Genomic DNA, 21,907 nt, shown 5'->3' on the forward strand with positions numbered 1-21,907 from the left:
CTGTTAGAGGCAACCCTGGCCGCGCGTGAGCAGGTCCTGGGCGAGGAGCACCCGGACACGCTGATGTCGCGGAAAAATCTCGCCGCCGCCCGCCACCTTGGAGACGAGAATCGGTAGCGCTGCGGGCGCCCGAGGACGGCCGAAGGCCGCCCGCAGGGCAGTCGCAGCGCGCCGCGCTCGCGCGGCGCCTTGATCCATAAGAGAGTGTTTCGGCAGTGGTGGAGCTGAAGCGGATCCTCGACCGGCTCCCGCGCGACCTGTGGCGACTTGGTCGACACGCTGGTCGCGCCCCCTTTGGGATGCCGTCAATGCTGGCTGGTTGCCGACGCTCCACGCTGTTCTGTAAGCGAATCCAGGGGAGCCTAGCGGCCATGCGGAGGGATAGCTGTATCCGGGCGCGCGGAGCCAGTCGTCCGTCGCCCACCAGTCAGCCGTTCTCACCTGGCGGCGCCGGCCTGGTGTTTCTTCGGGCGCTGCTGATCATCGTTGACTGCCGCTGGCCGGGGCTTGCCAGCGCGACGGCGACCCGGACGGCCCAAACCGGCCTCTCGCCTGTAAACTCTGCCCACCCATCCACGCTCGGCTAACGTTAGGTTCCGCCAGCGGGGATGTGTGCAGGTAAGGCACAGGGTGCAGCCGTAAGGCAGGGGCGGGCCGTGGGACAATCAGTCTTGGAACCGGGAGACAAGCGGACTGGCGTGTTCATCCATGCCGAGAATGAGGACGCGCCGTGCGTTGTTGGCGTGCTCTGGATTGATCCCAAGCTCGGCGTCCTTGCCGAGATCCCTTATATCGGCTTCGGCACCGATCAGTTCGCTGTCCCATCCCAGTGGTTCCGTCAGGAACAAGCACCGAAAAACCTACTGTTCAGATCGGAAGACCTTCAGGTTTCACTATTTGGGTGCAGGATCACCAGAAGCGTCCAGGGCGCTTACATCGACATCGGTCGACTGCGGGTCCAAGAGGCTGTGTTCGCGGAACGATCCGGCAGCATCGATGACGAGCTGCGAGTAACGACGCTCGTTTCTCACCTAGATGGCTTAGCTAAATGGTCCGGGCTGTCGTCGGTCAGATGGGACAGCGAGCCTATCGGGATCCCTTCGCAACGTCGTGGGCATCGAATTAAATACACTGTCCAGTCGAGCCATGGCTTCGACTGGATGCAGGGTGCTGCCCGAATGAGGCTAAAGACGCACTGGAGACACGATGGCAAGACCTCTCCAGGAATCCACTTGACGGATGACACGGTTCTTGAAAGCCGGTTCCGAGAACCGCGCTCGGTGTCCGATCACCTCGTGGAGCATCGCAAGTTCCGCGACCTGATGTCGCTGGTTCTAGGAACTGGAGCACGGTTTCTCGGTCATTCGATTCGCGACCGACGGTTCGGCATGCGAACCCTCGACGGGAAAACCCATGGTGCGGATTATGAGCGACTGGTAACTGCCCGCACGGCGGTTGATCACTACAGGAAAGAATCAGTTCCGGGAGCGGCGGACTGGCCGATCCTCGCCCCTAAGGATCTTTCGCCAGGAGATTTGGCATGGTGGGCCCGGCAGTACGAAGACTCGCGGCGGTTCGTCTTACCTACCGCCTCAACGCTACAGAGATCAAATATATTTGCCGAGGATAACGTGGTCAACGCCTCAATGAGCATCGAGGCCCTGGGAGCCGCATTGGGCCCAGTTGTGGGCGAGGATCCCACCCTGGCTGGCACGAAGAAGACCACATCGACCTACTTTTACCGCATTATCGAGACCGTTGGCATCGAATCTTCGTCGATTGCAGCTGGCAGCGTCGAACTCGCTAGGGCGCTAGCAAACACATACAACACGATTAAACACGCCGACCGCGGCGATTTCCCAGACGGACTCCACACAATCTATGCCGGCCGCCTATCACTTATTCTGATCAGAATGGCGATCATCCAGAGGCTGCCTGGCGCCCGAGCAGCAGTGGCGAGATACGCTGAAAGTTGGCCGGTTCGACGGATAATCGAAGGCATGAAGGCTGACGGGGTCACGGTGGATTCGGGACGGTTCTGCACATCGCCGTAAGGTCGCCATCGCCTTGCCTGCCGGTCCATAGGCCGGCCAGAAACAATGACATTCGGCGGGTGCTTTCCTCCTTCGTCGCGCCAACTGGCCACCCGTTCCGAGTGCCGGAGATGAAAGCGGAACTTAGTCTTCTCTTGCCTGGCTTGTGGGAGCCTGCTCGGCGTGCTGGTCACGGCCGGTTCTAAGCTTTACATCATTGGTGGCCGCTTGTCGATGTTTCACGCTGTCTTGTGCCTCGGCTCGCGCCCCCGCATCTCCCACCGTCGCGTGCCTTTATGGCCTAAGAACCGATAGCGGGGCCAGCGTTCGGCGATGCGGCCTGAGTGCCGCCATCATACGGGCCCTCGGGTACAACTCCGGAGGATGCAGCACTAGGCGCAGGCAGTTGACGATCATCGGTTCCGCCCGACTGGGCGGGCGACAGGCGGGAGCGCATAGCCACTAGGCGGCTCTTTTGCTCTTGACGGGTTCTCTTAGTACGCCGGTCTTTTTCGTGGCCGCTACGGACGAAGACCGACAAGCCACCGCTGCGACCCTCAGCCCAACTCTTAAAAACGTCTCTCATATCGCGCAGCGCTTTGGCCGTGTCATGAGCGCCGTACACCTGAACCCAAAGCCGGCTTTTATACACTCCCCAGTCAAGGACTGCCTTTGTGTCGTCCAGCTTATTGCCTCGCGAATCTTTGTACGAGACCGTCACCTCGTACTCGTCGGGAAGATGAGTGTCTTTCCGACTGAGGCCAGAGTCCCAGAATATGCGCCACTCTTGCTGAGGGACAAGGACAGGCAGGCAATCGAAAAGCTTTACGTTCTCGACTTCGCCACTACTGCCACCACTTCTCATCAGGCCGGGGCTCGCCTGGATTCTGACGTCGGTAGCGGCCGTTGTGCCGAAATTCTTAACAACCAAATCAATGATCTGCTGATCAGCCTGGCTTGGCTCCATATAAGCGACCACGTAAGGCTGCGCTTGTTCCTGGCGGAGCCTTTTAGCTTCCTTCACTTGATGATAGGCAATGAAACCGGCCACTGTTGCGATGCCTGCCGTTGTCCATCCCGCAACAGCTGCCCATGCATCCGGGTTCGACCGCAATAGCCAATCCCAGAGGCGTACAAGCTGGTTCCACAAGTCCCACATGAGGCCATTCCCCGATCAATAGGTGAACACCCGATGCTAGCCGATCACAATCTGACAGGGGCCTGAGCACCAGCAGCCTTGGCTTCAGGCGATAGTCGCTCATCCGACAGTTCGACTACCCTCCGCTTATGTGTCGTTACACTAAGCCCCCCTCGACCAAAAGGATGCGCAATGCCGGCATTGATGCTTAAGCGTGATGCAGCCCTCCTGCTGCTCATCATTGAGGCTGCGGCAATCGTTGGGGTGGTCTATTTTTTAGTCATTTTAGACTTCATGAGCCTTGCCTGGTCGCTGTCTTTGGCGATAGCCATACCGGCATGGGTCTTGGCAGTCAAAGCGCCGACGGTCTGTGGGGTTACGACACAAAAGGGTGGAAAGTGCAGCAGAAACGTCAACGGCGTCATCTTCGGCTGCGGCACATCAAATCATACGTGGGCGAAATTTTTCTCGCGCTTTGGTTGGCGGCGCCAACCAGACCCAAACTCCATTCCCTCGAAAGCAGGTGCATCGACTCGAGTTCGGAGGCCAGGAAGCAGCGCTTCCAATGACGGCGTTGAGGTCATGACCGTGAAAATCGCCGAGGACACCAAAAGTAAGGTGGCCTTCTGGCTGGCGCTGACTGCTACGACCTGCGCCCTCGTGAGTGCTACTGTCGATGCAACAAACTTCGTCAAAGCACAGAAGCAACCAGCTAAGGCGTCGGCCGTCAGCATCGATATCGCGTCAACCGTTGATTTGTTAATGGAAGATCGGTCCGCCGCCCTTCCGCAGCCCACCTTGCCGCAGTAGCGACTACGGCACATTCCGGCCGTCTACCCACCGGCCGCCACCTCCTACCGTGAACGATGAAACAGCCTGCCCAGAGAGCCCTCAGCGTCGACGGATTACACGATCAAGCTTCAAAGACGAGGCACTATATGACGCTGCCGTGTTCGGCGTACGCGGAGATGCCATTACTATGCGCTGCAATCGCCGAACGGATCCTGCGGGCGAGCCGGGCCGGGCCGTACTGGTCCAAGGACTCTGCGCCCACGTAGCGCCATTCGGTAATTTCACCGTCAGCGAAGCGGATGTCACGCTCTTGCTTGGCGCCGAGTGAACCGCCGTCGAAGATGAACAGGAGCTTGTCGCCCTCGTGTTCGGCGGGCGCCCAGTCAACGACCAGCATCGGTCCGAGCGCGGGCGTGATGCCAAGTTCCTCTTCGACTTCACGTGCGCACGCGGCGCGGGGCGACTCGCCGGGTTCGACGTAGCCGCCGGGGATGTCCCAGTGTTTCTTGTAGCTGGGGCGTACGAGGAGCACGCGGCCTTCGTCGTCGAAGAAGAGGGCGCCTGCGGCGACGCGTGGGGTTGCCATGGGTGGCATCTCGTTGGCCGTCACCAGGGCAGCCTAGATGGGCTGGGTTCAGTCGAGCACCTTGAGCCGCCGGGCCAGTCCGACCAGTTGAGGCGAGGGCTTACCGCGCTGCCGGCGCACCCAGGTCAGGGCGAGTTGGCGGCTGAGGAAGTGGTGTCGAACTTGTTCGGGCGCCATCTGTTCCGCGTCGAGCAGGACAGCTTGGGCGTCGTCGATGCGGTTCCAGGAGCTGTAGGCGCGGGCGACTTCGAGGGAGTGCCGTACGCGGCGTTCCATCGGCAGGCCGGCGGTGTCTACGCGAGGCCCAAGGTCGATGGCGACTTGCAGGTCGCCCAGCTCGGCGGCGGTGGCAACGCGGTGGATCGCGACGTTAGTCGGGCCGAACGCGGTCCAGAGGTGGTTGGCGTCGGCTCCGAGCTGGCCGGCGGCGCGGTCGGCCGCGGCGAGAAAGGCGCGGGTGGTGCCGCTGTCGTTGGAGCGGGCGGCGGCCATCGAGCCGGACAGGAACAGGGTTCCATAGACGGAGAGCAGTGCTGGTGTGGCGTGCTTGAGGTGGGGCTCAAGGTAGCCGGCTGCGTCCTCGGTGAGGCGTACTGCTTCGGCGTAGCGGCCGGTGGCGTGCAGGGCGTGGCCGACGGAGCGGAACAGGGAGCCGGTGATGAGGAGGTCGCCCGTGGGGCGGACGGCGGCCAGTCCGCGGTCGGCGGCGATCCAGGCGAGGTCGCTTTCCGCGAGCTTGGTGAGCTGGGTAGCTGCGAGCTGGTACGCCAGACCGAGCAGGCGGCGGGCCTGGTCCTGGTCGTCGCCGTCGTGGTGGTCGGCGGCGGCCTGGGCGCGGTGGAGCAGGTCGGGCAGGCGGCCGGTGACGTATCCGAATCGGGAGTCCTGGTAGGCGTCCCAGAGGGCGCCTACCTCCTTCTTGAGCACGGCGACGCTCGACGGCTCCGCGTCCGTGCCGCCGCCGAACGGGGCGATGGCGCGGTAGTTCATCAGGGCGGCGCGCAAGGCGGGCACGGTTTCGGTGCCGCTATCCCCGGTCCAGTCGAGCAGCGAGGGTTCGCCGAGCAGGTCGCCTAGAGAGATGTCCAGGACTTCGGCGAGGGACTTGATGACGGAGAGCCGGTCCAGTTCGATCCGGTTGTTCTCGATCTTGCCCAGCCAGTCGGCGGTACGGCCGATGAGCCCGGCTAGGACCTCTTGGGACAGGCCGCGTCGCCGGCGGTACCAGGCGACGCGCTCGCCGATGGTCAGGGTGTTGGTCGTCCCGCGCACCGGTTCACTGTCTCCCCTCGGTCGGCTGCGACCCCGGAAGGATTTTCCGGGTCGCTGGGCGGTTTGTGCCACAACCTGTCTGCATGACGGGGCTGAACGTATCGAGCAACTGCCAATCCTGCTCGGGTGCGGGCTGGAAGTACACCCTCGCCCGCACCGCCATCCGGGGGATGGGGCGTGGGTCGGAGCGGACTCGTTCCCTGGCCCGGCGATCCTGCCTGGACTGCGCGGGTTCCGGTCGCTCGGCGACCTGCTGAGGCTGGCCCGGGGTGGGTGCTGGTGTGGGGCCGCGACCCGAACGACGGCCCGTGAATGGCCCGCCCACCCCGGCGCCTCGCAAACCAGCGTCGCCCCGGCCGGGCGTGCCGGCGCCGGGCGACCTGCTGCTGATCGACGGCCGTGCGTCGGTGCAGTTCGGCGGCGACCGAGCGCTGTGGCTGCGGGTTACCTCGGTCTGCGACAAACCGACGTACCACGGCTGGGTGTGGCTCACCGGCTACTCCGTCGACCCGGCGAGCGGCGAGGCGCTGGCGCGGCGCGAGGTCTTCGTACAGATCGCCGGTCTTCAGATCCGGCCACGCACGACCGACAGCGCGCCGCCCCGCAACGTGGCGCCGTTGATGAGGAGGCGCGGTGTTTGACGTTCGGGTACGACTCGGCGCGGTGCTGCGGATCGACGCTGCCGACCGCTACCGGCCCCCGGACGGGCCGGTGACGCTGTGGGTGACCGGGGTCCGGTTGGTGGTCAACCGCCCAGCGCATGAGCCGTGGATCTGGGTCGAGGGGATGAGGCTGAGCCCGTCCGGCGGCCGGGGGCCGCAGGCGCAGATTTTGGTACGCGCCAGCGTGCTACCGCCGAATGGACCGGCCCGGTGACCACGTACCTGTCCGGTGCCGTGCGCGACCAGCTCCGTGCGGCACAGGCGCAGCTCGACCGGCACACGCCATCGAGCGCGGACGGGCGCTGCTCTGGCTGCGGAGAGGAAGGCCCGTGCGCACAACGGCGGGCGGCGCTGCGGGTATTCGGCCGGTACGGGTGCCTGCCGCGCCGGTGGCCGGGCGCGTCCCGGCCGGAACTGGTGGACGCGCCGTCGTCCTGGTCGGGGTGGCTCGTCCAAGCGGTGGAGCGTACGAGGCCGGATCGCTGAGTCGGCTTGTTCTGTCATGCAAACAACTCATAAGCTGCTGAGATTCATGCAGCGTTCCTAGGTGGGGTGGCCCGCGATGGCGTACGAGATTCCGACGCCGAAATACCTGCGCGTGTTGAACACGCTGCGGAAGCGCATCGAGGACGGCGACTACGCCCCCGGTGCGGCACTGCCGTCGGAAAGCCAGCTCTGCACGGAGTTCGGGGTGTCCCGCCCCACGGTGCTCAAGGCGCTCGGCATCCTCAAGCAGGACGGCTGGATCGAGTCGCAGCAGGGCAAGGGCAGCTTCGTCCGTGGCCGGCCCGCTGCCGGCCGCACCTCGCCTGAGTACGCCCGTGACGCAGTCGAGCTGGACGAGACCGGGGAAGCGGAGATCCTGCACGTCGGTCCCGTGCTCGCCTCACCGCGGATCGCGGCCGAGCTGAAGATCCCGGAGGGCACGCCGGTCTACGAGCGGCGCCGCCGGACCGTCTCGGAGGCGGGGCCGGTGGACCTGGTCGCCACATTCGTGCCGGTGGACATCGCGGCCGGTACCGACATCACCAAGCCGAGCCCGATCCCGGGCGGCCTGCTCGACCTCATCGCGCGTCAGAAGGGCCTACGGGCCGACTACGCCACCGAGCGGATGACGGCGCGCCGGGTGGGCGAGGTCGAGGCTGAGGCGTTGGACGTGCCGGCCGACGAGTCGGTGATGAGCGTCGTCATCACCGTGCATCAGGCATCCGGCGACCCGATCATGACTTCCGTGCTGGTGATGCCGGGAAGTCGACACGAGATCGAAGACACCTACGCGCTGTCCTGACTGCTCGGCGTGTCAGCAGACGATGCTCAACGGCACATCCAGCCAGCGGCCCGGGTGATTCGGCCGTCTCCCCGATCGATGCACAGCTCGCTGGTCTTGCGATCGATCCAGTAGGACTGTCCACGTTCGATCAGCACCGGCCGATCCAGATGGAACCATCGGTCAACGACAGTCACCAGCGTTAGGCGCTCGGCTGTCTCTCGCACTCGTGCTCCTCGTCCTCTGGGTGCCATACATGGCTGGGCTCCACATTGTGCAAGAGACTCACCTTCGGCCTTGCTTGTGTTTACAAGCTGACGTAGCTTGTTAGCTCAACCGGTTGTCAGCTAGACGACTGGTAAGGCTAGGAGGCTGTCCACGTGGTTCCGATGACGTTGAAGGTGCCGGTCCCGTCCGAGTACGTGTTCCCCGCCGGGGCGTTGTGCCTTGGTGTGTCGCCGCAGATCGATTTTGAGCGGCGGGGTGAGGCGGACAACCAGGCGCGGGACAAGGAGACCGGGGAGCGGGTCTGGGTGGTGCGGGTGATGGACCTGGACCCGGAGGCCGGGAAGTTCGGTCGGTCGACCGAGGTGAAGGTCAAGGTCGTGGCGGCGCAGCAGCCGGTGCCGCCGCCGTCGACGGTGCCGGGTTACCCGCCAGCGGTGGAGTTCGAGGGCCTGACCCTGACCCCGTATGTGGATTCGCAGCGGTGCAAGCCGGGCCGCTCGTCGGGTGACTGCCGTTCCCGCATGGCGTACTCGCTGCGCGCCACCGCGATCCGCCCGGCGTCGGCGGTGCCCGGTTCGGTGGCGGCCTGACCGGTTGTCGTTTGGCGCGCGGGGCGGGTCGTTTCCCCGCCAAGAGTCCCGGCCCGTCCCGCGCTTCTTCCATCCCTCACGTGTGAAGGAGGGCGTGATGCCCACCGTAGTTCCCCCTGCCCCGAACTGCTCTGAGGGCCGCTGCTCGTCGGGGTGGTGGTCCTGATGTCCCGTACCCGTCTGGTCGGCCTTCGGCACGCCTACCGGGAGGTGGAGGCGGCCCTCCGGTCGGCGCTGCGGTTGCCGCCGGCATCGGCGCGAGTGTGCGCGATCCGCTGCCCCCGCTGCGAGGCGTGGGTGAAGCCGCGCCGGTTCGACCTGCGCCGTATGTCGTGCCGCTCGTGCATCGCCACCCTGGCCCGCCCGAATCGGGGTGGTGACCTGTGCCTCTGATCAACATCATTCCGGGGGAAAAGATCCCCGTGGCGCCGATGAACGTGCGCCTTCCGGCGTGGCGAGTTCCGGGCTGGCTGCTGGTGTTCTGGTGGCTGGCCCGAGGCCTGTTCCGCCTCACCATGCTGGCGGTGCGGTACTGGTGGCTCACCACCCCCGCCCTGCTCGGCCTGTGGGTGCGCGCGGAGTACGGCGGTCTGGTCCTGGTCGGCGTCGTCCTGGCCGTGGTCACCGGGTGTGTGGGGTGGTGGCGGTGGCACCGGTCGTCATGGCTGCGGTTCGGCTGGTACCCGATCGTCAATCGCGTCCGGGCTCTGACGGTGTATCGGCGTCGGTGGGCGTCGGTTATGGCGACGTGTGGGCTGGCGACGACCTTCGCCGGTGACCGGTACGTGCCGCAACTGCTGCGGGTGCGCTGTGACCGGTACGGCGATGAGGTGACGGTGCGAATGCTGCCCGGTCAGATCCCGGACGATTGGGGGCAGGCAGCGGAACGCCTCGCCTACGCCTTCCGCCTTCGCCAGGGTCAGGCCCGGTCGACGGACAGGGCGGATCAGGTCGTGCTGCGGTTCATCCGTCGTGACCCTCTCGCCGCTGTCGTTGGTCCGCTGCCGGTGCCGGTGGTGCCGGACCTGGCCGGGCTGCCGCTCGGTATGCGGGAGGACGGACAGCCATATGAGCTGCGCTTGGCCGGCTCGCATGTGCTGATCGCGGGGGCGACGGGGTCGGGCAAGGGGTCGGTGCTGTGGTCGCTGATCCGCTCCCTCGCCAGCGGTGTCCGGTCGGGGCTGGTGGAGCTGTGGGCGTTCGATCCCAAGGGCGGCATGGAGCTGGCGGCCGGCGTGCCACTGTTCGCCCGGTTCTCCTACGACGACCCCGACGGCATGGCCGGCGTCCTCGAAGAAGCCGTCAAGCGCATGCGGCTGCGAGCGGCCCGCCTGCGCGGCGTCGCCCGCCAGCACGTCCCAACGGTCGACGAGCCGCTGATCGTCCTGGTGGTCGACGAGCTGGCCGCGCTGACGGCGTACATCACCGATCGGAAAGTCCGCGACCGGATCAAGGAAGCCCTCGGCCTCCTCCTCAGCCAGGGGCGGGCGGTCGGGGTGCACGTGGTCGCCGCACTTCAAGATCCGCGTAAGGACGTGCTGCCGTTTAGGGACCTGTTCCCCACCCGGATCGGGCTGCGGCTGACCGAGCCGGAGCAGGTGGACATGGTCCTCGGGGACGGCGCTCGGGACCGGGGAGCGCTGTGCGACCGCATCCCCGAGTCGGCACCCGGTGTGGGGTTCGTCGTGCTCGACGGCGTCCGCGAACCCGTCCGGGTCCGCTTCGCCTACCTCACCGACGACGACATCCGCCAACTCGGCCGCACCTACCGGCGGCTGGACGACACCGACGAGCAGGAGGTGACCAAGTGAAGGCCAACGCGAGCGCAGACCGGGTGGAGGGCGTGGTCCTGGTCCTCATCGTCCTGACCGTCGGCGGGCTGGCCGGGGCGGCGTCGTTCACCCACGTACACGACTGGACCATGGCCAACTCCCCGGCCGGTACGGGTGACTGGTTCGGCTGGGCCAACGCGGCGATCTCCGAACTGCTGCCCTTGGCGGCGCTGCTGACCATCCGGCGGCGCCGCCGCACCGGCGGCCCGATCGGGTACCCGATGTTCCTGCTCGTCTGTGCCGTCGCGCTGTCGCTGTCGGCGCAGCTCGCCGTGGCCAAGCCGGGCGTGTCCGGGTGGCTGCTGTCGGCCGTGCCGGCGCTGGCTTTCCTCGGCCTGTCCAAGCTCGTCTTCTCCACCACCCCAACGGCGACGGCACCCGTCGACAAGCAGGCAGACGACGGCTGGGGCAACGTGCCGCCCGGGGCCGAGCCCGTTGGCGACCAGGCGTCGGCGGACATCGACCAGGACCAGGCGGTGACCGTCCCACTGGAGGCCACCAACGAGCAGCCTCGGCCGGCAGCCCTCCGCCCGGTTCCCTCGATGCCGGTGGAGCGGCGGCCGGGACTGGTGCCCGTACCGGCGGCGGCGTTCGCACCCCGCAACGGCAGCGTCTTCGGCGGGGAGCGTGACCGGTGAGCCAACTCGAACTCATCCCCACGACTCCCGTCGAGCAGCCCCGGCCGGGGTCACGGGCTGACCGGATGCGCAAGCCCCTGGCCAAGGACGCGCTCAAGCAACTCGCCGAACAGAACGGCGTCTGCGTCCGCCCTCTCGCCCTGCGCCGCACCGACACCGCCACCGGCCTGACCGAGGTGGTGGAGGTTCCCTGCGGGGCGACGCTGGCGGCGAAGTGCAAGCCGTGCGCGGAGCGGGGCCGGCGGCTACGTATCCAGCAAATCCGCGAGGGCTGGCACCTGGCCGACGAACCCGCCGTCCGCCCCGACAAGCCCGGTGAGGACGTGCTCGCCCTGGTCCGGGTCCGGGCACACTTGGAGTTCGAACGGGAAGCGCTGCACTACCAGCCAATGACCCCGGACGAGCGGGCCGCGCAGATCGCCGACGTGGACGCCGCGATCGCGGAGCTGGACGAAGCGCTCGCCGAAACCAGCCTGCGCGGGCACCTCACCCCAAAGGAACGCGACGAGCGACCCCGACGCAAACGGTCGACCCGGCGGCGGCAGGACACCCCCGACCTGCCACGCCTGCCCGTCGACCCGCGCACGGTCGGCCGCGCCTACGCCGGTAAGGCAGGCAAGACGCACCGGCCGTCGATGCTCGTCACGCTCACCCTGGGCTCGCACGGGCCGGTGCACTCCCACCTACGGCGCGGCGCGTATATCGCCCCCTGCGAGTGCGGCCAGCGGCACGGCCCCAACGATGACGTGCTCGGCACCCCCGTCGACCCCACGACATACGACTACCGGCGGGCCGCACTCGATGCGATCCACTTCGCCCGGGTCCTCGACCGGTGGTGGCAGAACGTCCGCCGCGCCGCCGGCTGGAACGTCCAATACGCCGGAGCCGTCGAGCTGCAACGCCGACTCGCCCCACACGCCCACTTCGCCATCCGCGGCACGCTTCCGCGTCGGCTGCTCAAGCAGATCGCGGCAGCCACCTACCACCAGGTGTGGTGGCCGCCCTTCGACGAGCTGGCCTACCCGGTCGACAAGCCGCCGGTCTGGGACGTCGACCAACAGGCGTATGTCGACCCGAAGACCCGCGAGTCGCTGCCCACCTGGGGCGAAGCCCTCGACGCCCTGGAGGAGCCCGACAGCCGGCCCGCGTACGTCGCCCGGCTCGGCCGGATCGACGCGCGGGGCATCGAGCAGGGCACCAAGGATGCCGAGCGCTCCATCCGGTACGTGACCAAGTACGTCACCAAGGACCTGACCGACCAGGCCAAGCCGCGCTCCGACGCGCAGAAGGCGCACTTCGACCGGCTCCACGCCGAACTGTCCGTCCTGCCGTGCTCGCCAACCTGCGCGAACTGGCTGCTCTATGGCGTCCAGCCGGACGGGGTCAAGGCGGGCTTGACGCCCGGCCGCTGCACCGGGAAGGTCCACCAGCGCTCCACCCTCGGCTTCACCGGCCGGCGCGTGCTCGTCTCCCGGCAGTGGTCCGGCAAGACACTTGCCGACCACCGCGCCGACAACCGGGCCTGGGTCCGCGCCATCCTCGCTGGCGGCATGGCCGACACCGAGGAGCACGACCAGGCGGCCGACGAGGCGGACGGGTCGAAGCGGTACCGGTTCGAACTCGCCCGGCCAGAAGACCCGGACGTGCCGCCGCTGGAACACCGGCTCCTGCGATCGATATCCGCCCGCATCCGTTGGCGCGCTGACCTCGACACCGCACGACTACGAACAGCCGCCGCCGTTTCGGCAACCGATCAACCCGCCGCACTCGCGGCCTGAACCTCTGGGGAGGAAATCTTGTCCATCGTCGTACCGTTCGCGCCTCGGCAGGCCGGGCCTCGTGCTGGCGAAGTGGCCCCCGGCGACTACCCGCCCCGGCCGGTCCGGGCCGTCTACACGGTCAAGGAAGTGGCCGCGCTGCTGTCCCTGTCGGTCAGCTCGACCTACGCCCTGGTCCGGGCCGGGCAGATCCCCGCCGAGCGGCTGGGGCGGCGCTGGGTGGTGCCGCGTAGCCGTTTCCACGCATGGCTGGACGGTGCCTCCGGTCAGCTTTCGGCAACGGGCACCGACGCGCCGCGCGGGGGCTGGTGATCGTGGGCTTCGTGAGCAAGACGCCGGCCGGGACGTACCGGGCGAACTGGCGGGACTCGGCCGACCGGCAGAAGGCGAAGACGTTCCGCACCAAGAAGGAGGCGAACGCGTTCCTGGCCGAGGTGGAGGGCGCGCTCAACCGGGGCACGTACGTCGACCCGCACGCGGGGCGGATGCGGTTCGGGGAGTTCGTGACGCGGTGGCTCGCCGGGCGGTCGGTGGAGGCGCGGACGGCCGAACGGACGCAGTCGATGCTGCGGGCTCACCTGCTGCCGCAGTGGGCGGACTGGCCGTTGGCAAAGATCGACTACCTGGCGGTACAGGAGTGGGTGACCAACCTTGGCCGGACTCTGGCGCCGTCGACAACGGCGAAGCACCTCGGGCTGCTGTCGATGATCATGCAGACGGCGATCCGGGCGCGGCTGATCGCCGTGAACCCGTGCGAGGGGGTGCGGCTGCCGCGGAATCGGGCGCGCGAGGCTCGCGCTGGCACGATCAGCCGGGAGGCGTTCTTCGGGCGACTGCTGCCGGCCGTGCCGGCGGAGCATCGGGCGATCGTGTGCGCCGCCGCCGGGGCGGGGCTGCGCTGGGGCGAGTGCGCGGGGCTGCCGTGGGAGGCGGTCGACCTCGATCGGGGGTTGTTGTCCGTCGCCCAGGTGGCGGTGGAGACCCACGGCGGGGTGCTGCTGCGGGCGTACCCGAAGACTCGGGCCGGGGTGCGGACGGTGCCGATGCCGCCGTTCCTCGTCGACGAGCTGCGTCGGCGGCGCGGGGCCGCGGTGCCGGACGGGCGGGCGTTGGTCTTCGCCGACCGGGACGGTGGGCCGCAGCGGCGGTCGAACTTCCGGCGGCGGGTGTGGCTGCCGTCGCTGGTGCGGGCCGGGTTGCTCGGGCGGGTGGCCGAGGTGGCGCCGGGCCGGTGGGTGGCGTCGTGGCCGGACCGGGACGGCCGGGAGCAGCGGGCAGAGTTCGCCGACGAGTCGGCGGCGGTGGCGCACGTGGTGGCTTCGGCGTTCGGCGGGCTGCGGTTCCACGACCTGCGGCACTCGTACATCACGTGGCTGGTGACGGACGGGGTGCCGGTCAACATCGTGCGGCGGGTGGTGGGGCACGAGAAGGCGTCAACGACGCTCAATCGTTATACGCACACCCCGGACGACTACGCCGATCGGGTGCGGCTGACGTTCGCTGACGATTCGCTGACTTTCCGCCCGGCGCCCCGTCTGACGGACCCGGGAAACACGGCTCTACCTGGGCCGGAGGCGAACCGGGAAAGGGACGACCCCCGTCGGGGGGAGACGGGGGTCGTCGGGAGGTTCGGCTCCGGGGGGGTCGAGCCGAACCCACTCAGCGGTCACGGGGGGTGCAACCGCCGAGGGCCTGTGTGTTGTGCGAGATATGAACGCTCGTCGTGCCGACCAGTCTGCCTGAGCGGACCTGTATACGTCGAGTGGTGTCACCTCCACTCCCTGCAAATTAAACTTCGCAGAGTGTGACGGACGTCACGATGAGCGATGGTGATGCGGTCTGCCCGCAAGTCCGAGGGGTCATCGGACCCCGGGCACCCGCCGACCATAGACCATCCGGCTAGACTTGCGCGCCGTGGGCCGAAGTGCCGCTTTCTTCGATCTGGACAAGACCGTCATCGCCAAGTCGAGCGCCCTGGCGTTCGGTCGGCCGTTCTACCGGGATGGCCTGATCACCCGGCGTGACGTGGTCAAGTCGGCGTACGCGCAGCTGATGTTCCGGCTGGGCGGCACCGACGAGCAGACCATGGCCAAGACCCGGGACTATCTCGCCACGCTCTGCAAGGGCTGGCAGGTGGAGCAGGTCCGCCAGATCGTCGCGGAGACGCTGCACGAGCTGATCAATCCCTACGTGTACGCCGAGGCCGCCGCCCTGATCGAGGAGCACCAGGCGGCCGGCCGGGACGTCGTGCTGGTCTCCGCCTCCGGCGAGGAGATGGTCCGGCCGATCGGCGCGCTGCTCGGGGTCACCGACGTGATCGCCACCCGGATGGGCGTGGTGGACGGCCGCTACAGCGGCGAGGTGGAGTTCTACGCGGCCGGCCCGAGCAAGGTCGAGGCGGTCAGCGAGTTGGCCGCCCGGCGCGGGTACGACCTGGCCGACTCGTACGCCTACTCCGACTCGTACAGCGACCGCCCACTGCTGGAGTGCGTCGGTCACCCCTCGGTGGTCAACCCGGACCGGCAGCTGCGCAGGCTCGCGGTCGAGAACTCCTGGCCGGTGCTGGAGTTCCGGCACCCGATCCCGCTGGGCCGGCGGCTGCGGGAGCGCCCGGCCGTCCCGGTCGCCGCAGCGGCGCTGGGCGTGGGCGTCGGCGTGGCCATCGGCATCGCCTGGTACGGCCGTCACCGCCGCACCCGCGCCACCCCCGCTCCCGCCTGACCGGATCCGGGCCGAAGCGACCGGACCGAAGCGACCCGGACCGAAGCGACCCTAACTGAAACGACCCAGGCCGAAGCGACCCGGACCGAAGCGACCCGAACCGAAACGACCCAGGCCGAAGCGACCCGGACCGAAGCGATCCAGGCCGAAGCGATCCGGACAGAGCGGGTCAGGCGGCGGCGAGGATCTCGTCGCCGATCGTGGTGAGCTGGTCGGCGCCGACCTCCACGGCCGACATGTAGTGCCGCAGCCAGGAGCGCAGACCGTCCGGGGTGCCGGTGGCGAACGCGCCGGCCGCGCCGACGTACTCGGGCTCGCGCTCGCGGTGGCCGACGTCGACGGCGAGCAGGCCGCGCGGGTCGAGCCCGCTGGACAGCAGCACCAGCCGGGCGGCGCCGCGGGCCACCACCCCGGACGGCCCAGCGAATGGGCGCAGGTTCAGCAGCTCGCCGTGCACGACGGCGGCCAGCACCAGCGGGGAGACCTTCGTGCCGCCGGCGACGAGCCCGGCCAGCCCGTCCAGCCGCGCGGCGACCACCGGGTCGGCCACGGGCCGGCCCAGCTCGGCCTCGGTTACCACGTCCCGGGCGGCGAGCACGTGCAGCTTGGCCAGCGCCTGCCGGGGCGCCTTCGGCCAGAGTTCGCTCAACCCGGGCAGCGCCCCGGCGACCCGCAGCGCGCCCTGGACCACCGGCTCGGTCACGGTTCCGGCGCGGACGGCCTCGCGCTCGTGGGCGTACCCCTCTAGGGCGGCGCTGGCGACCGCGGACCGGAGGCTGACCTCGGCCGCGACCTGGCCGCCGTGGCGGCGCAGCGCGCGGTGCCCGAGCGCCTGGTCGAACCGCTCGCGGGCCCGCTCGACGGCGGGAGCGATGTCGGCGAGCGCGAGCAGCGGGGCGAGCGGGTCAGCGGTCACCCCGTCACGCTATCGACTGCGCGACGCGACCCGCCGACGAGCCGCCGGGGAGCGACCGCCGCCACCCCGCGATTGTGGTGGCAAGGGGCCCTTCCTCGACGGAAGGCGCCGGCAAGGTGCCCCTTTTGGCATCCGGGTGGCCGTCCGGCGCGCGGCGGGGGCCGCTCGGCGCGAGTTGGCCGGACCGGCAGTCGGACGACGGGGTGTCCCGACTAACCTCGTGCGGGAGACGCAGGTCACCCCGAACGACGAGGGAGCACGGCATGAGCGAGGCATTGGCCAATCTGCTGAACGAGACACGCCAGTTCCCCCCGCCGGCCGAACTCGCCGCGAACGCCAACGTCACCGCAGACGCGTACGCGGAGGCCGACGCCGACCGGCTGGCGTTCTGGGAGCGGCAGGCCGGGCGGCTGACGTGGGCGCGGCAGTGGGACCAGGTGCTCGACTGGTCGAAGCCGCCATTCGCGAAGTGGTTCGTCGGCGGGCAGCTCAACGTGGCGTACAACTGCCTGGACCGGCACGTCGAGGCCGGCCTGGGCGACAGGGTCGCCATCCACTGGGAGGGCGAGCCGGGCGACACCCGCACCATCACCTACGCGGAACTGCACAGGCTGACCTGCCAGGCGGCGAACGCGCTGACCGATCTGGGCGTCACCGCGGGCGACCGGGTGGCGATCTACCTGCCGATGATCCCGGAGGCGGCGGTCGCGATGCTGGCCTGCGCCCGCATCGGCGCGACGCACAGCGTGGTCTTCGGCGGCTTCTCCGCCGACGCGCTGACCAACCGGATCCAGGACGCCAGCGCCAAGGTGGTGATCACCGCCGACGGCGGCTTCCGCCGGGGCAAGCCGTCCGCGCTGAAGCCGACCGTGGACGAGGCGGTGGCCAACTGCCCGTCGATCGAGCACGTGCTGGTCGTGCGGCGCACCGGCGAGGAGGTCGCCTGGTCGGCCAAGGACCACTGGTGGCACGAGACGGTGGAGACCGCCCCGGCCGAGCACGCCGCGCAGCCGTTCGACGCCGAGCACCCGCTGTTCATCCTCTACACCAGCGGCACCACGGCCCGCCCGAAGGGCATCCTGCACACCACCGGCGGCTACCTCACCCAGACGGCGTACACGACGCACGCGGTCTTCGACCTCAAGCCGGAGACCGACGTCTACTGGTGCACCGCCGACATCGGCTGGGTCACCGGGCACTCCTACATCGTCTACGGCCCGCTCTCCAACGGCGCCACGCAGGTGATGTACGAGGGCACCCCGGACACCCCGCACAAGGGCCGGTTCTGGGAGATCGTCGACAAGTACAAGGTCAGCATCCTCTACACCGCCCCGACGCTGATCCGCACGATGATGAAGTGGGGCGAGGACATCCCCGCCGGCTACGATCTCTCCTCGCTGCGGCTGCTCGGCAGCGTGGGCGAGCCGATCAACCCCGAGGCGTGGATGTGGTACAGGCAGCACGTCGGCCGCGGTGAGCTGCCCATCGTGGACACCTGGTGGCAGACCGAGACCGGGTCCGTCATGATCTCGCCGCTGCCGGGCGTGACGGAGACCAAGCCCGGCTCCGCGATGACGCCGCTGCCGGGGATCAGCGCCGACGTGGTGGACGACCAGGGCCAGTCGGTGCCGAACGGCGGCGGCGGCTACCTGGTGCTGCGCGAGCCGTGGCCGTCGATGCTGCGCACGATCTGGGGCGACGACAACCGGTTCATCGAGACGTACTGGTCGCGGTTCGAGGGCATGTACTTCGCCGGGGACGGCGCGAAGCGGGACGACGACGGCCACATCTGGCTGCTCGGCCGGGTCGACGACGTGATGCTGGTGTCCGGGCACAACATCTCCACCACCGAGGTCGAGTCGGCGCTGGTCTCGCACCCGTCGGTGGCCGAGGCGGCGGTGGTCGGCGCGACTGACCCGACCACCGGGCAGGCCATCGTCGCGTTCGCCATCCCGCGCGGTGCCACGGAGACCTCCGGCGAGGCGGGCGAGAAGCTCATCGCCGACCTGCGCAACCACGTGGCGAAGACCCTCGGCCCGATCGCCAAGCCGCGGCAGATCATGCTGGTGCCCGAACTGCCGAAGACCCGCTCCGGCAAGATCATGCGCCGCCTGCTGCGGGACGTGGCCGAGAACCGGTCGCTCGGCGACGTCACCACGCTCCAGGACTCGTCCGTGATGGACCTGATCTCGTCCGGCATCGGCGGTGGCAAGTCCGACGAGGACTGACGGCAGGCGTACGACCCGATGGGTGGCGGTCCCGCGCGGACCGTCACCCATCGTCATTTCTTACGGGTACACGACGGACCGGAGGTGCCCTGTCACATCAGTCGGTCGGGGGAACCGGGAGAAGCTGAACGGACACAGGCGGGTGTGGACCCCTGTCCTTCGCCTGATTTCTGATTTAGGTTCACGCAGGCCGAGTCGGTTCGATGGACGTCACATCGATCAGAAACCGTCCGGCTCCCTCCCTCCCCATGCCCGAGAAATGGAGCGGCATGAACAGAAATCCGCAACCTGGGTCGCGTCGACGCCTACTCGTCGCGCTGCCCGCCATCGCCCTGGCGGCCACGTCACTGACCGTGACTGGCAGCTCGGCGGCGGCAGAGTCCGGCCCCGCCCGAGCCGTCATCGGGGCGGACGAGTACTACATCAACTACTCCGAGCCGGCCGTCCAGCCGGACAGCACCGGCCGCGAGGTCAAGGGCAAGGGTGGTGTCTACGCCCCGGCTGTCGAACAGGCGCGGGCCTACGACCGCAAGTTCGCCCGCGGCAACCCGGTCACGGCGCGGGAACTCGCCAGGACCGAGGCCGAGGCGATCAAGACGGGCAAGAGCCCGCGGCAGATCAAGCAGGCCGAGGGCACCCAGACGGCGAAGCTGCTCACCCTGCTGGTGGAGTTCAACGACCAGGCCAACGACGACTTCACCGACGTCATGGTCCCCAAGACGGTTTTCGAGGACCGGAGCTGTGTCCCCGGCACCGTCCAGAACGGACCCCTGCACAACAACATCCCCAACCCGGCGTCCCTGCCGCGCGAGGACAACAACTCGATGTGGGTGCCGGACTTCTCGCCCACGCACTACGACAAGATGCTCTACACCAAGGAGGGCATCACCGAGCGGGTCCGCCCGGACCTGACCGGGCCGGACGGCAAGCCGGGCATCAACCTGGCCGGCCGGACCATGCACAACATGTACCTGGAGATGTCCAAGGGCGCGTACACGGTTGACGGGCAGGCCAGCCCGTGGATCAAGGTGCCGCACTCCGAGGGCTGGTACGCGGCCTCCCGCTGCTTCCAGGACGAGAACGGCAACTGGGTCGCCGGCCGCGAGCAGGCGATGAACGGGCACCCGGACAACCCGCAGGGCGCGGGCCGGCTGGCCACCGACGCGATCGCCACCCTCGCGCAGATGGACCCGAACTTCCCGTGGGCCGACTACGACATCGAGGACCAGGGCGACCGCGACGGTGACGGCAACGTCTTCGAGCCGGACGGCGTGATCGACCACCTGGTGCTGGTGCACGCCGGCCAGGGCAAGTCCCGCGGCGGCGGCGCCGAGGGCATCTACGCCGTCTGGGCGCACTCGTCGTCGATCGCCGGCGGCTACACCATCCCCGGCACCAACCTGCAGGTGTCGAACTACATCGTGCAGCCGGAGGACGCCGGCGTCGGTGTGTTCGCCCACGAGTTCGGTCACGACCTGGGCCTGCCGGACCTCTACGACACCTCGGGCAACGCCGACTCGGACGTCGACTTCTGGGACCTGATGGCCTCGGGCTCGCACTCGGGTGAGATCTTCCAGGCGCTGCCGACGCACATGGGCCTGTGGGACAAGTGGGTGCTCGGCTGGGCCGACCCGCTGACCCTCGCGCCCGGCGCCGACCCGCGCTCCGTGCAGCTGGGTCAGACCTCGCGGACCCCGGTCGGCACCAAGGACGGCATCAAGATCAACCTGCCGAACAAGGTGATCACCCTGGCCACGCCGCACAGCGGCGAGAAGATGTGGTACACCGGCGCCGACCAGGACTGGGCGGATGTCAAGATCGCCCGCCAGGTGGCCGTGCCCGCGGCGGCCGACGCGAAGTTCTGGATGTGGAACAACTTCGTCATCGAGGCCGACTGGGACTACGGCTTCCTCGAGGTCTCGACCGACGGCGGCGCCACCTGGGCCGAGCAGAAGGTCTACGACTCGACCGGCAAGCTCGTCACCACCAACGACGGCTACGCCGACCCGAACGGCCGGATGGTGGACTTCGGCAACAAGAAGTACGGCCTCACCGGCAGCACCAACGGCTGGCGGCACGACTACGTCGACCTGTCGGCGTTCGCCGGGCAGACCGTGCAGGTCCGGCTCCGCTACGCCACCGACGAGGCGTTCGCGGAGCGCGGCTGGTTCGCCGACGACTTCTCGGTGACCGGCGGCGGCGCCACCACCTGGAGCGACGACGTCGAGAGCGGCACCAACGGCTGGACCGCGACCGGCGGCACCTTCGTCGACACCACCGGCCCGGGCTGGCGCATCGACAGCGGCACCTCGACCCAGGCGCACTACTACCTGGCGGAGTGGCGCAACTTCGACGGCTTCGACAACGGCCTGAAGTACACCTACGACACGGTGTACTCGCACGAGGCGTGGAAGGTCGACAAGGTCTCCTACAACGCCCCGGGCATGCTGGTCTGGTACCGGGACACCGCGCTCGGCGACGTCAACCACGTCACCGGACAGCTGACCTCGCTGCCGAGCTACGGCGCCAAGGGTGGTCTGCTGATCGTCGACTCGCACTTCGACCCGTTCCGCCGCAAGGGTGAGGCGGCCGTCAAGGACCCGTCGGTGCTGGACAACCTGCCCAGCCGGCCGCAGTCCGCCAACGCGGCCTTCTCGCTCAACCCCACGTACCCCTTCCGGGAGTGCCTGGAGGCGGAGGACGAGCCGTACAGCGAGTACTGCACGAACTTCCCCGCGCAGCCGGCGGTGCCGGCCTTCACGGACGCCAAGGGCTGGTACCCGGGCATCGAGATCCGTGACGGCTCGGCGTACGCCCGGGACAGCGACGCCTCGGTCGTCATCCCGTCGAGGGGCAACGCGCCGTACACGACCCGGGTCACCAACCCGGACGGCACGCCGGCGCCGGCGTACTACGGGGCCGTCCTGGGCGGCGGCGCCATCGTGCTGGGCACCGGCAACCCCGGTGACCAGGGCGTGTCCTACGGCGTCACCATCACCATCAAGCACACCGCGAAGGACAACTCGTACGCCACGGTGTACGTCACCCCGGCGACGAACTGACCTCAGGGTCGGCCGACGGGACACACGGCGGGGCCCGTCCGGAGCACACTGCTCCGGGCGGGCCCCGCTCGTCGTGTGGTCCACGATTTACGCCGACCGGCCTCTGTGACGATTTCCGGCCCTCGGGCGCTCCCCGAAGGGGACTTCATAACTCCGGTCACTCA

Annotated in this window: 20 protein-coding genes; 15 read left to right on the top strand and 5 right to left on the bottom strand. The window is 68.5% G+C overall.

Annotated features, from left to right (window positions below; translation table 11 throughout):
• The first annotated feature begins 698 nt into the window (after window positions 1-698).
• Complete coding sequence (locus ACGFZ2_RS14385; RefSeq protein ID WP_393453408.1) at window positions 699-2,054, top strand: hypothetical protein; 1,356 nt, start codon at window positions 699-701, stop codon at window positions 2,052-2,054.
• Window positions 2,055-2,334: 280 nt separating this feature from the next.
• Here ACGFZ2_RS14385 and ACGFZ2_RS14390 read toward each other — a convergent pair whose 3' ends face one another.
• Complete coding sequence (locus ACGFZ2_RS14390; RefSeq protein WP_393453411.1) at window positions 2,335-3,192, bottom strand: hypothetical protein; 858 nt, start codon at window positions 3,190-3,192, stop codon at window positions 2,335-2,337.
• Between the two features lie 171 nt (window positions 3,193-3,363).
• Between ACGFZ2_RS14390 and ACGFZ2_RS14395 the strand changes: the two genes are divergently transcribed.
• The gene (locus tag ACGFZ2_RS14395) at window positions 3,364-3,981 is read left to right on the top strand and encodes a hypothetical protein (RefSeq protein ID WP_393453414.1); all 618 of its coding nucleotides are present in this window, start codon (window positions 3,364-3,366) and stop codon (window positions 3,979-3,981) included.
• A gap of 124 nt (window positions 3,982-4,105) precedes the next feature.
• On the opposite strand, the gene ACGFZ2_RS14400 is transcribed toward ACGFZ2_RS14395, so the two are convergent.
• Both ACGFZ2_RS14400 and ACGFZ2_RS14405 read right to left on the bottom strand, forming a co-directional pair.
• Window positions 4,106-4,573 carry an NUDIX domain-containing protein gene (locus ACGFZ2_RS14400; RefSeq protein WP_393453417.1) on the bottom strand — a complete coding sequence of 156 codons (468 nt, stop codon included), beginning with the start codon at window positions 4,571-4,573 and terminating at the stop codon, window positions 4,106-4,108.
• Between the two features lie 24 nt (window positions 4,574-4,597).
• Window positions 4,598-5,821, bottom strand: coding sequence for a helix-turn-helix domain-containing protein (locus ACGFZ2_RS14405; RefSeq protein WP_393453420.1), 1,224 nt, complete (start codon window positions 5,819-5,821; stop codon window positions 4,598-4,600).
• A gap of 362 nt (window positions 5,822-6,183) precedes the next feature.
• On the opposite strand from ACGFZ2_RS14405, the gene ACGFZ2_RS14410 reads away from it, so the two are divergent.
• From ACGFZ2_RS14410 to ACGFZ2_RS14420, 3 genes are all read left to right on the top strand, one after another.
• Window positions 6,184-6,462, top strand: coding sequence for a hypothetical protein (locus ACGFZ2_RS14410; RefSeq protein ID WP_393453423.1), 279 nt, complete (start codon window positions 6,184-6,186; stop codon window positions 6,460-6,462).
• Entirely contained in the window at window positions 6,455-6,697 is a 243-nt protein-coding gene (locus tag ACGFZ2_RS14415) for a hypothetical protein (RefSeq protein ID WP_393453426.1), read from the top strand. The genes ACGFZ2_RS14410 and ACGFZ2_RS14415 overlap by 8 nt, the downstream gene beginning before the upstream one ends.
• A 348-nt stretch (window positions 6,698-7,045) precedes the next feature.
• Window positions 7,046-7,771 carry a GntR family transcriptional regulator gene (locus ACGFZ2_RS14420; protein ID WP_393453429.1) on the top strand — a complete coding sequence of 242 codons (726 nt, stop codon included), beginning with the start codon at window positions 7,046-7,048 and terminating at the stop codon, window positions 7,769-7,771.
• A 26-nt stretch (window positions 7,772-7,797) separates the two neighbouring features.
• On the opposite strand, the gene ACGFZ2_RS14425 is transcribed toward ACGFZ2_RS14420, so the two are convergent.
• A complete protein-coding gene (locus tag ACGFZ2_RS14425; protein WP_393453432.1) occupies window positions 7,798-7,977 on the bottom strand; it encodes a hypothetical protein in 180 nt (59 codons plus the stop codon).
• A 162-nt stretch (window positions 7,978-8,139) separates the two neighbouring features.
• On the opposite strand from ACGFZ2_RS14425, the gene ACGFZ2_RS14430 reads away from it, so the two are divergent.
• The 8 genes from ACGFZ2_RS14430 to ACGFZ2_RS14465 all read left to right on the top strand — a co-directional run bounded on the left by ACGFZ2_RS14430 (window position 8,140) and on the right by ACGFZ2_RS14465 (window position 15,537).
• Complete coding sequence (locus tag ACGFZ2_RS14430) at window positions 8,140-8,568, top strand: hypothetical protein (protein WP_350683664.1); 429 nt, start codon at window positions 8,140-8,142, stop codon at window positions 8,566-8,568.
• Between the two features lie 165 nt (window positions 8,569-8,733).
• On the top strand, window positions 8,734-8,961 hold the full coding sequence (locus tag ACGFZ2_RS14435; protein ID WP_393453435.1) for a hypothetical protein: 228 nt from the start codon (window positions 8,734-8,736) through the stop codon (window positions 8,959-8,961).
• Complete coding sequence (locus tag ACGFZ2_RS14440) at window positions 8,952-10,379, top strand: FtsK/SpoIIIE domain-containing protein (protein WP_393453438.1); 1,428 nt, start codon at window positions 8,952-8,954, stop codon at window positions 10,377-10,379. Before ACGFZ2_RS14435 ends, ACGFZ2_RS14440 begins: the two co-directional genes overlap by 10 nt.
• Window positions 10,376-11,038, top strand: coding sequence for a DUF2637 domain-containing protein (locus tag ACGFZ2_RS14445; RefSeq protein ID WP_393453441.1), 663 nt, complete (start codon window positions 10,376-10,378; stop codon window positions 11,036-11,038). The genes ACGFZ2_RS14440 and ACGFZ2_RS14445 overlap by 4 nt, the downstream gene beginning before the upstream one ends.
• Window positions 11,039-11,103: 65 nt before the next feature.
• Window positions 11,104-12,816 (top strand): replication initiator, encoded by a 1,713-nt coding sequence (locus tag ACGFZ2_RS14450; protein WP_393453444.1) that lies wholly within the window; start codon window positions 11,104-11,106, stop codon window positions 12,814-12,816.
• An 18-nt stretch (window positions 12,817-12,834) separates the two neighbouring features.
• Window positions 12,835-13,128, top strand: coding sequence for a helix-turn-helix domain-containing protein (locus ACGFZ2_RS14455; RefSeq protein WP_393453447.1), 294 nt, complete (start codon window positions 12,835-12,837; stop codon window positions 13,126-13,128).
• 11 nt (window positions 13,129-13,139) lie between these two features.
• A complete protein-coding gene (locus tag ACGFZ2_RS14460; RefSeq protein ID WP_393453450.1) occupies window positions 13,140-14,624 on the top strand; it encodes a tyrosine-type recombinase/integrase in 1,485 nt (494 codons plus the stop codon).
• A 97-nt stretch (window positions 14,625-14,721) separates the two neighbouring features.
• Complete coding sequence (locus ACGFZ2_RS14465) at window positions 14,722-15,537, top strand: HAD-IB family hydrolase (protein ID WP_357452503.1); 816 nt, start codon at window positions 14,722-14,724, stop codon at window positions 15,535-15,537.
• A 169-nt stretch (window positions 15,538-15,706) separates the two neighbouring features.
• Here the strand turns inward: ACGFZ2_RS14465 and ACGFZ2_RS14470 are convergent, their stop codons facing one another.
• A complete protein-coding gene (locus ACGFZ2_RS14470) occupies window positions 15,707-16,453 on the bottom strand; it encodes an oxidoreductase (protein WP_393257537.1) in 747 nt (248 codons plus the stop codon).
• A 263-nt stretch (window positions 16,454-16,716) separates the two neighbouring features.
• On the opposite strand from ACGFZ2_RS14470, the gene acs reads away from it, so the two are divergent.
• Both acs and ACGFZ2_RS14480 read left to right on the top strand, forming a co-directional pair.
• Entirely contained in the window at window positions 16,717-18,681 is a 1,965-nt protein-coding gene (gene acs, locus ACGFZ2_RS14475; RefSeq protein WP_393453453.1) for an acetate--CoA ligase, read from the top strand.
• 269 nt (window positions 18,682-18,950) lie between these two features.
• Window positions 18,951-21,743 (top strand): immune inhibitor A domain-containing protein, encoded by a 2,793-nt coding sequence (locus tag ACGFZ2_RS14480; protein WP_393453456.1) that lies wholly within the window; start codon window positions 18,951-18,953, stop codon window positions 21,741-21,743.
• Window positions 21,744-21,907: the final 164 nt, after the last annotated feature.

Source organism: Micromonospora sp. NPDC048063 (assembly GCF_043202855.1).
Classification (GTDB): domain Bacteria; phylum Actinomycetota; class Actinomycetes; order Mycobacteriales; family Micromonosporaceae; genus Micromonospora.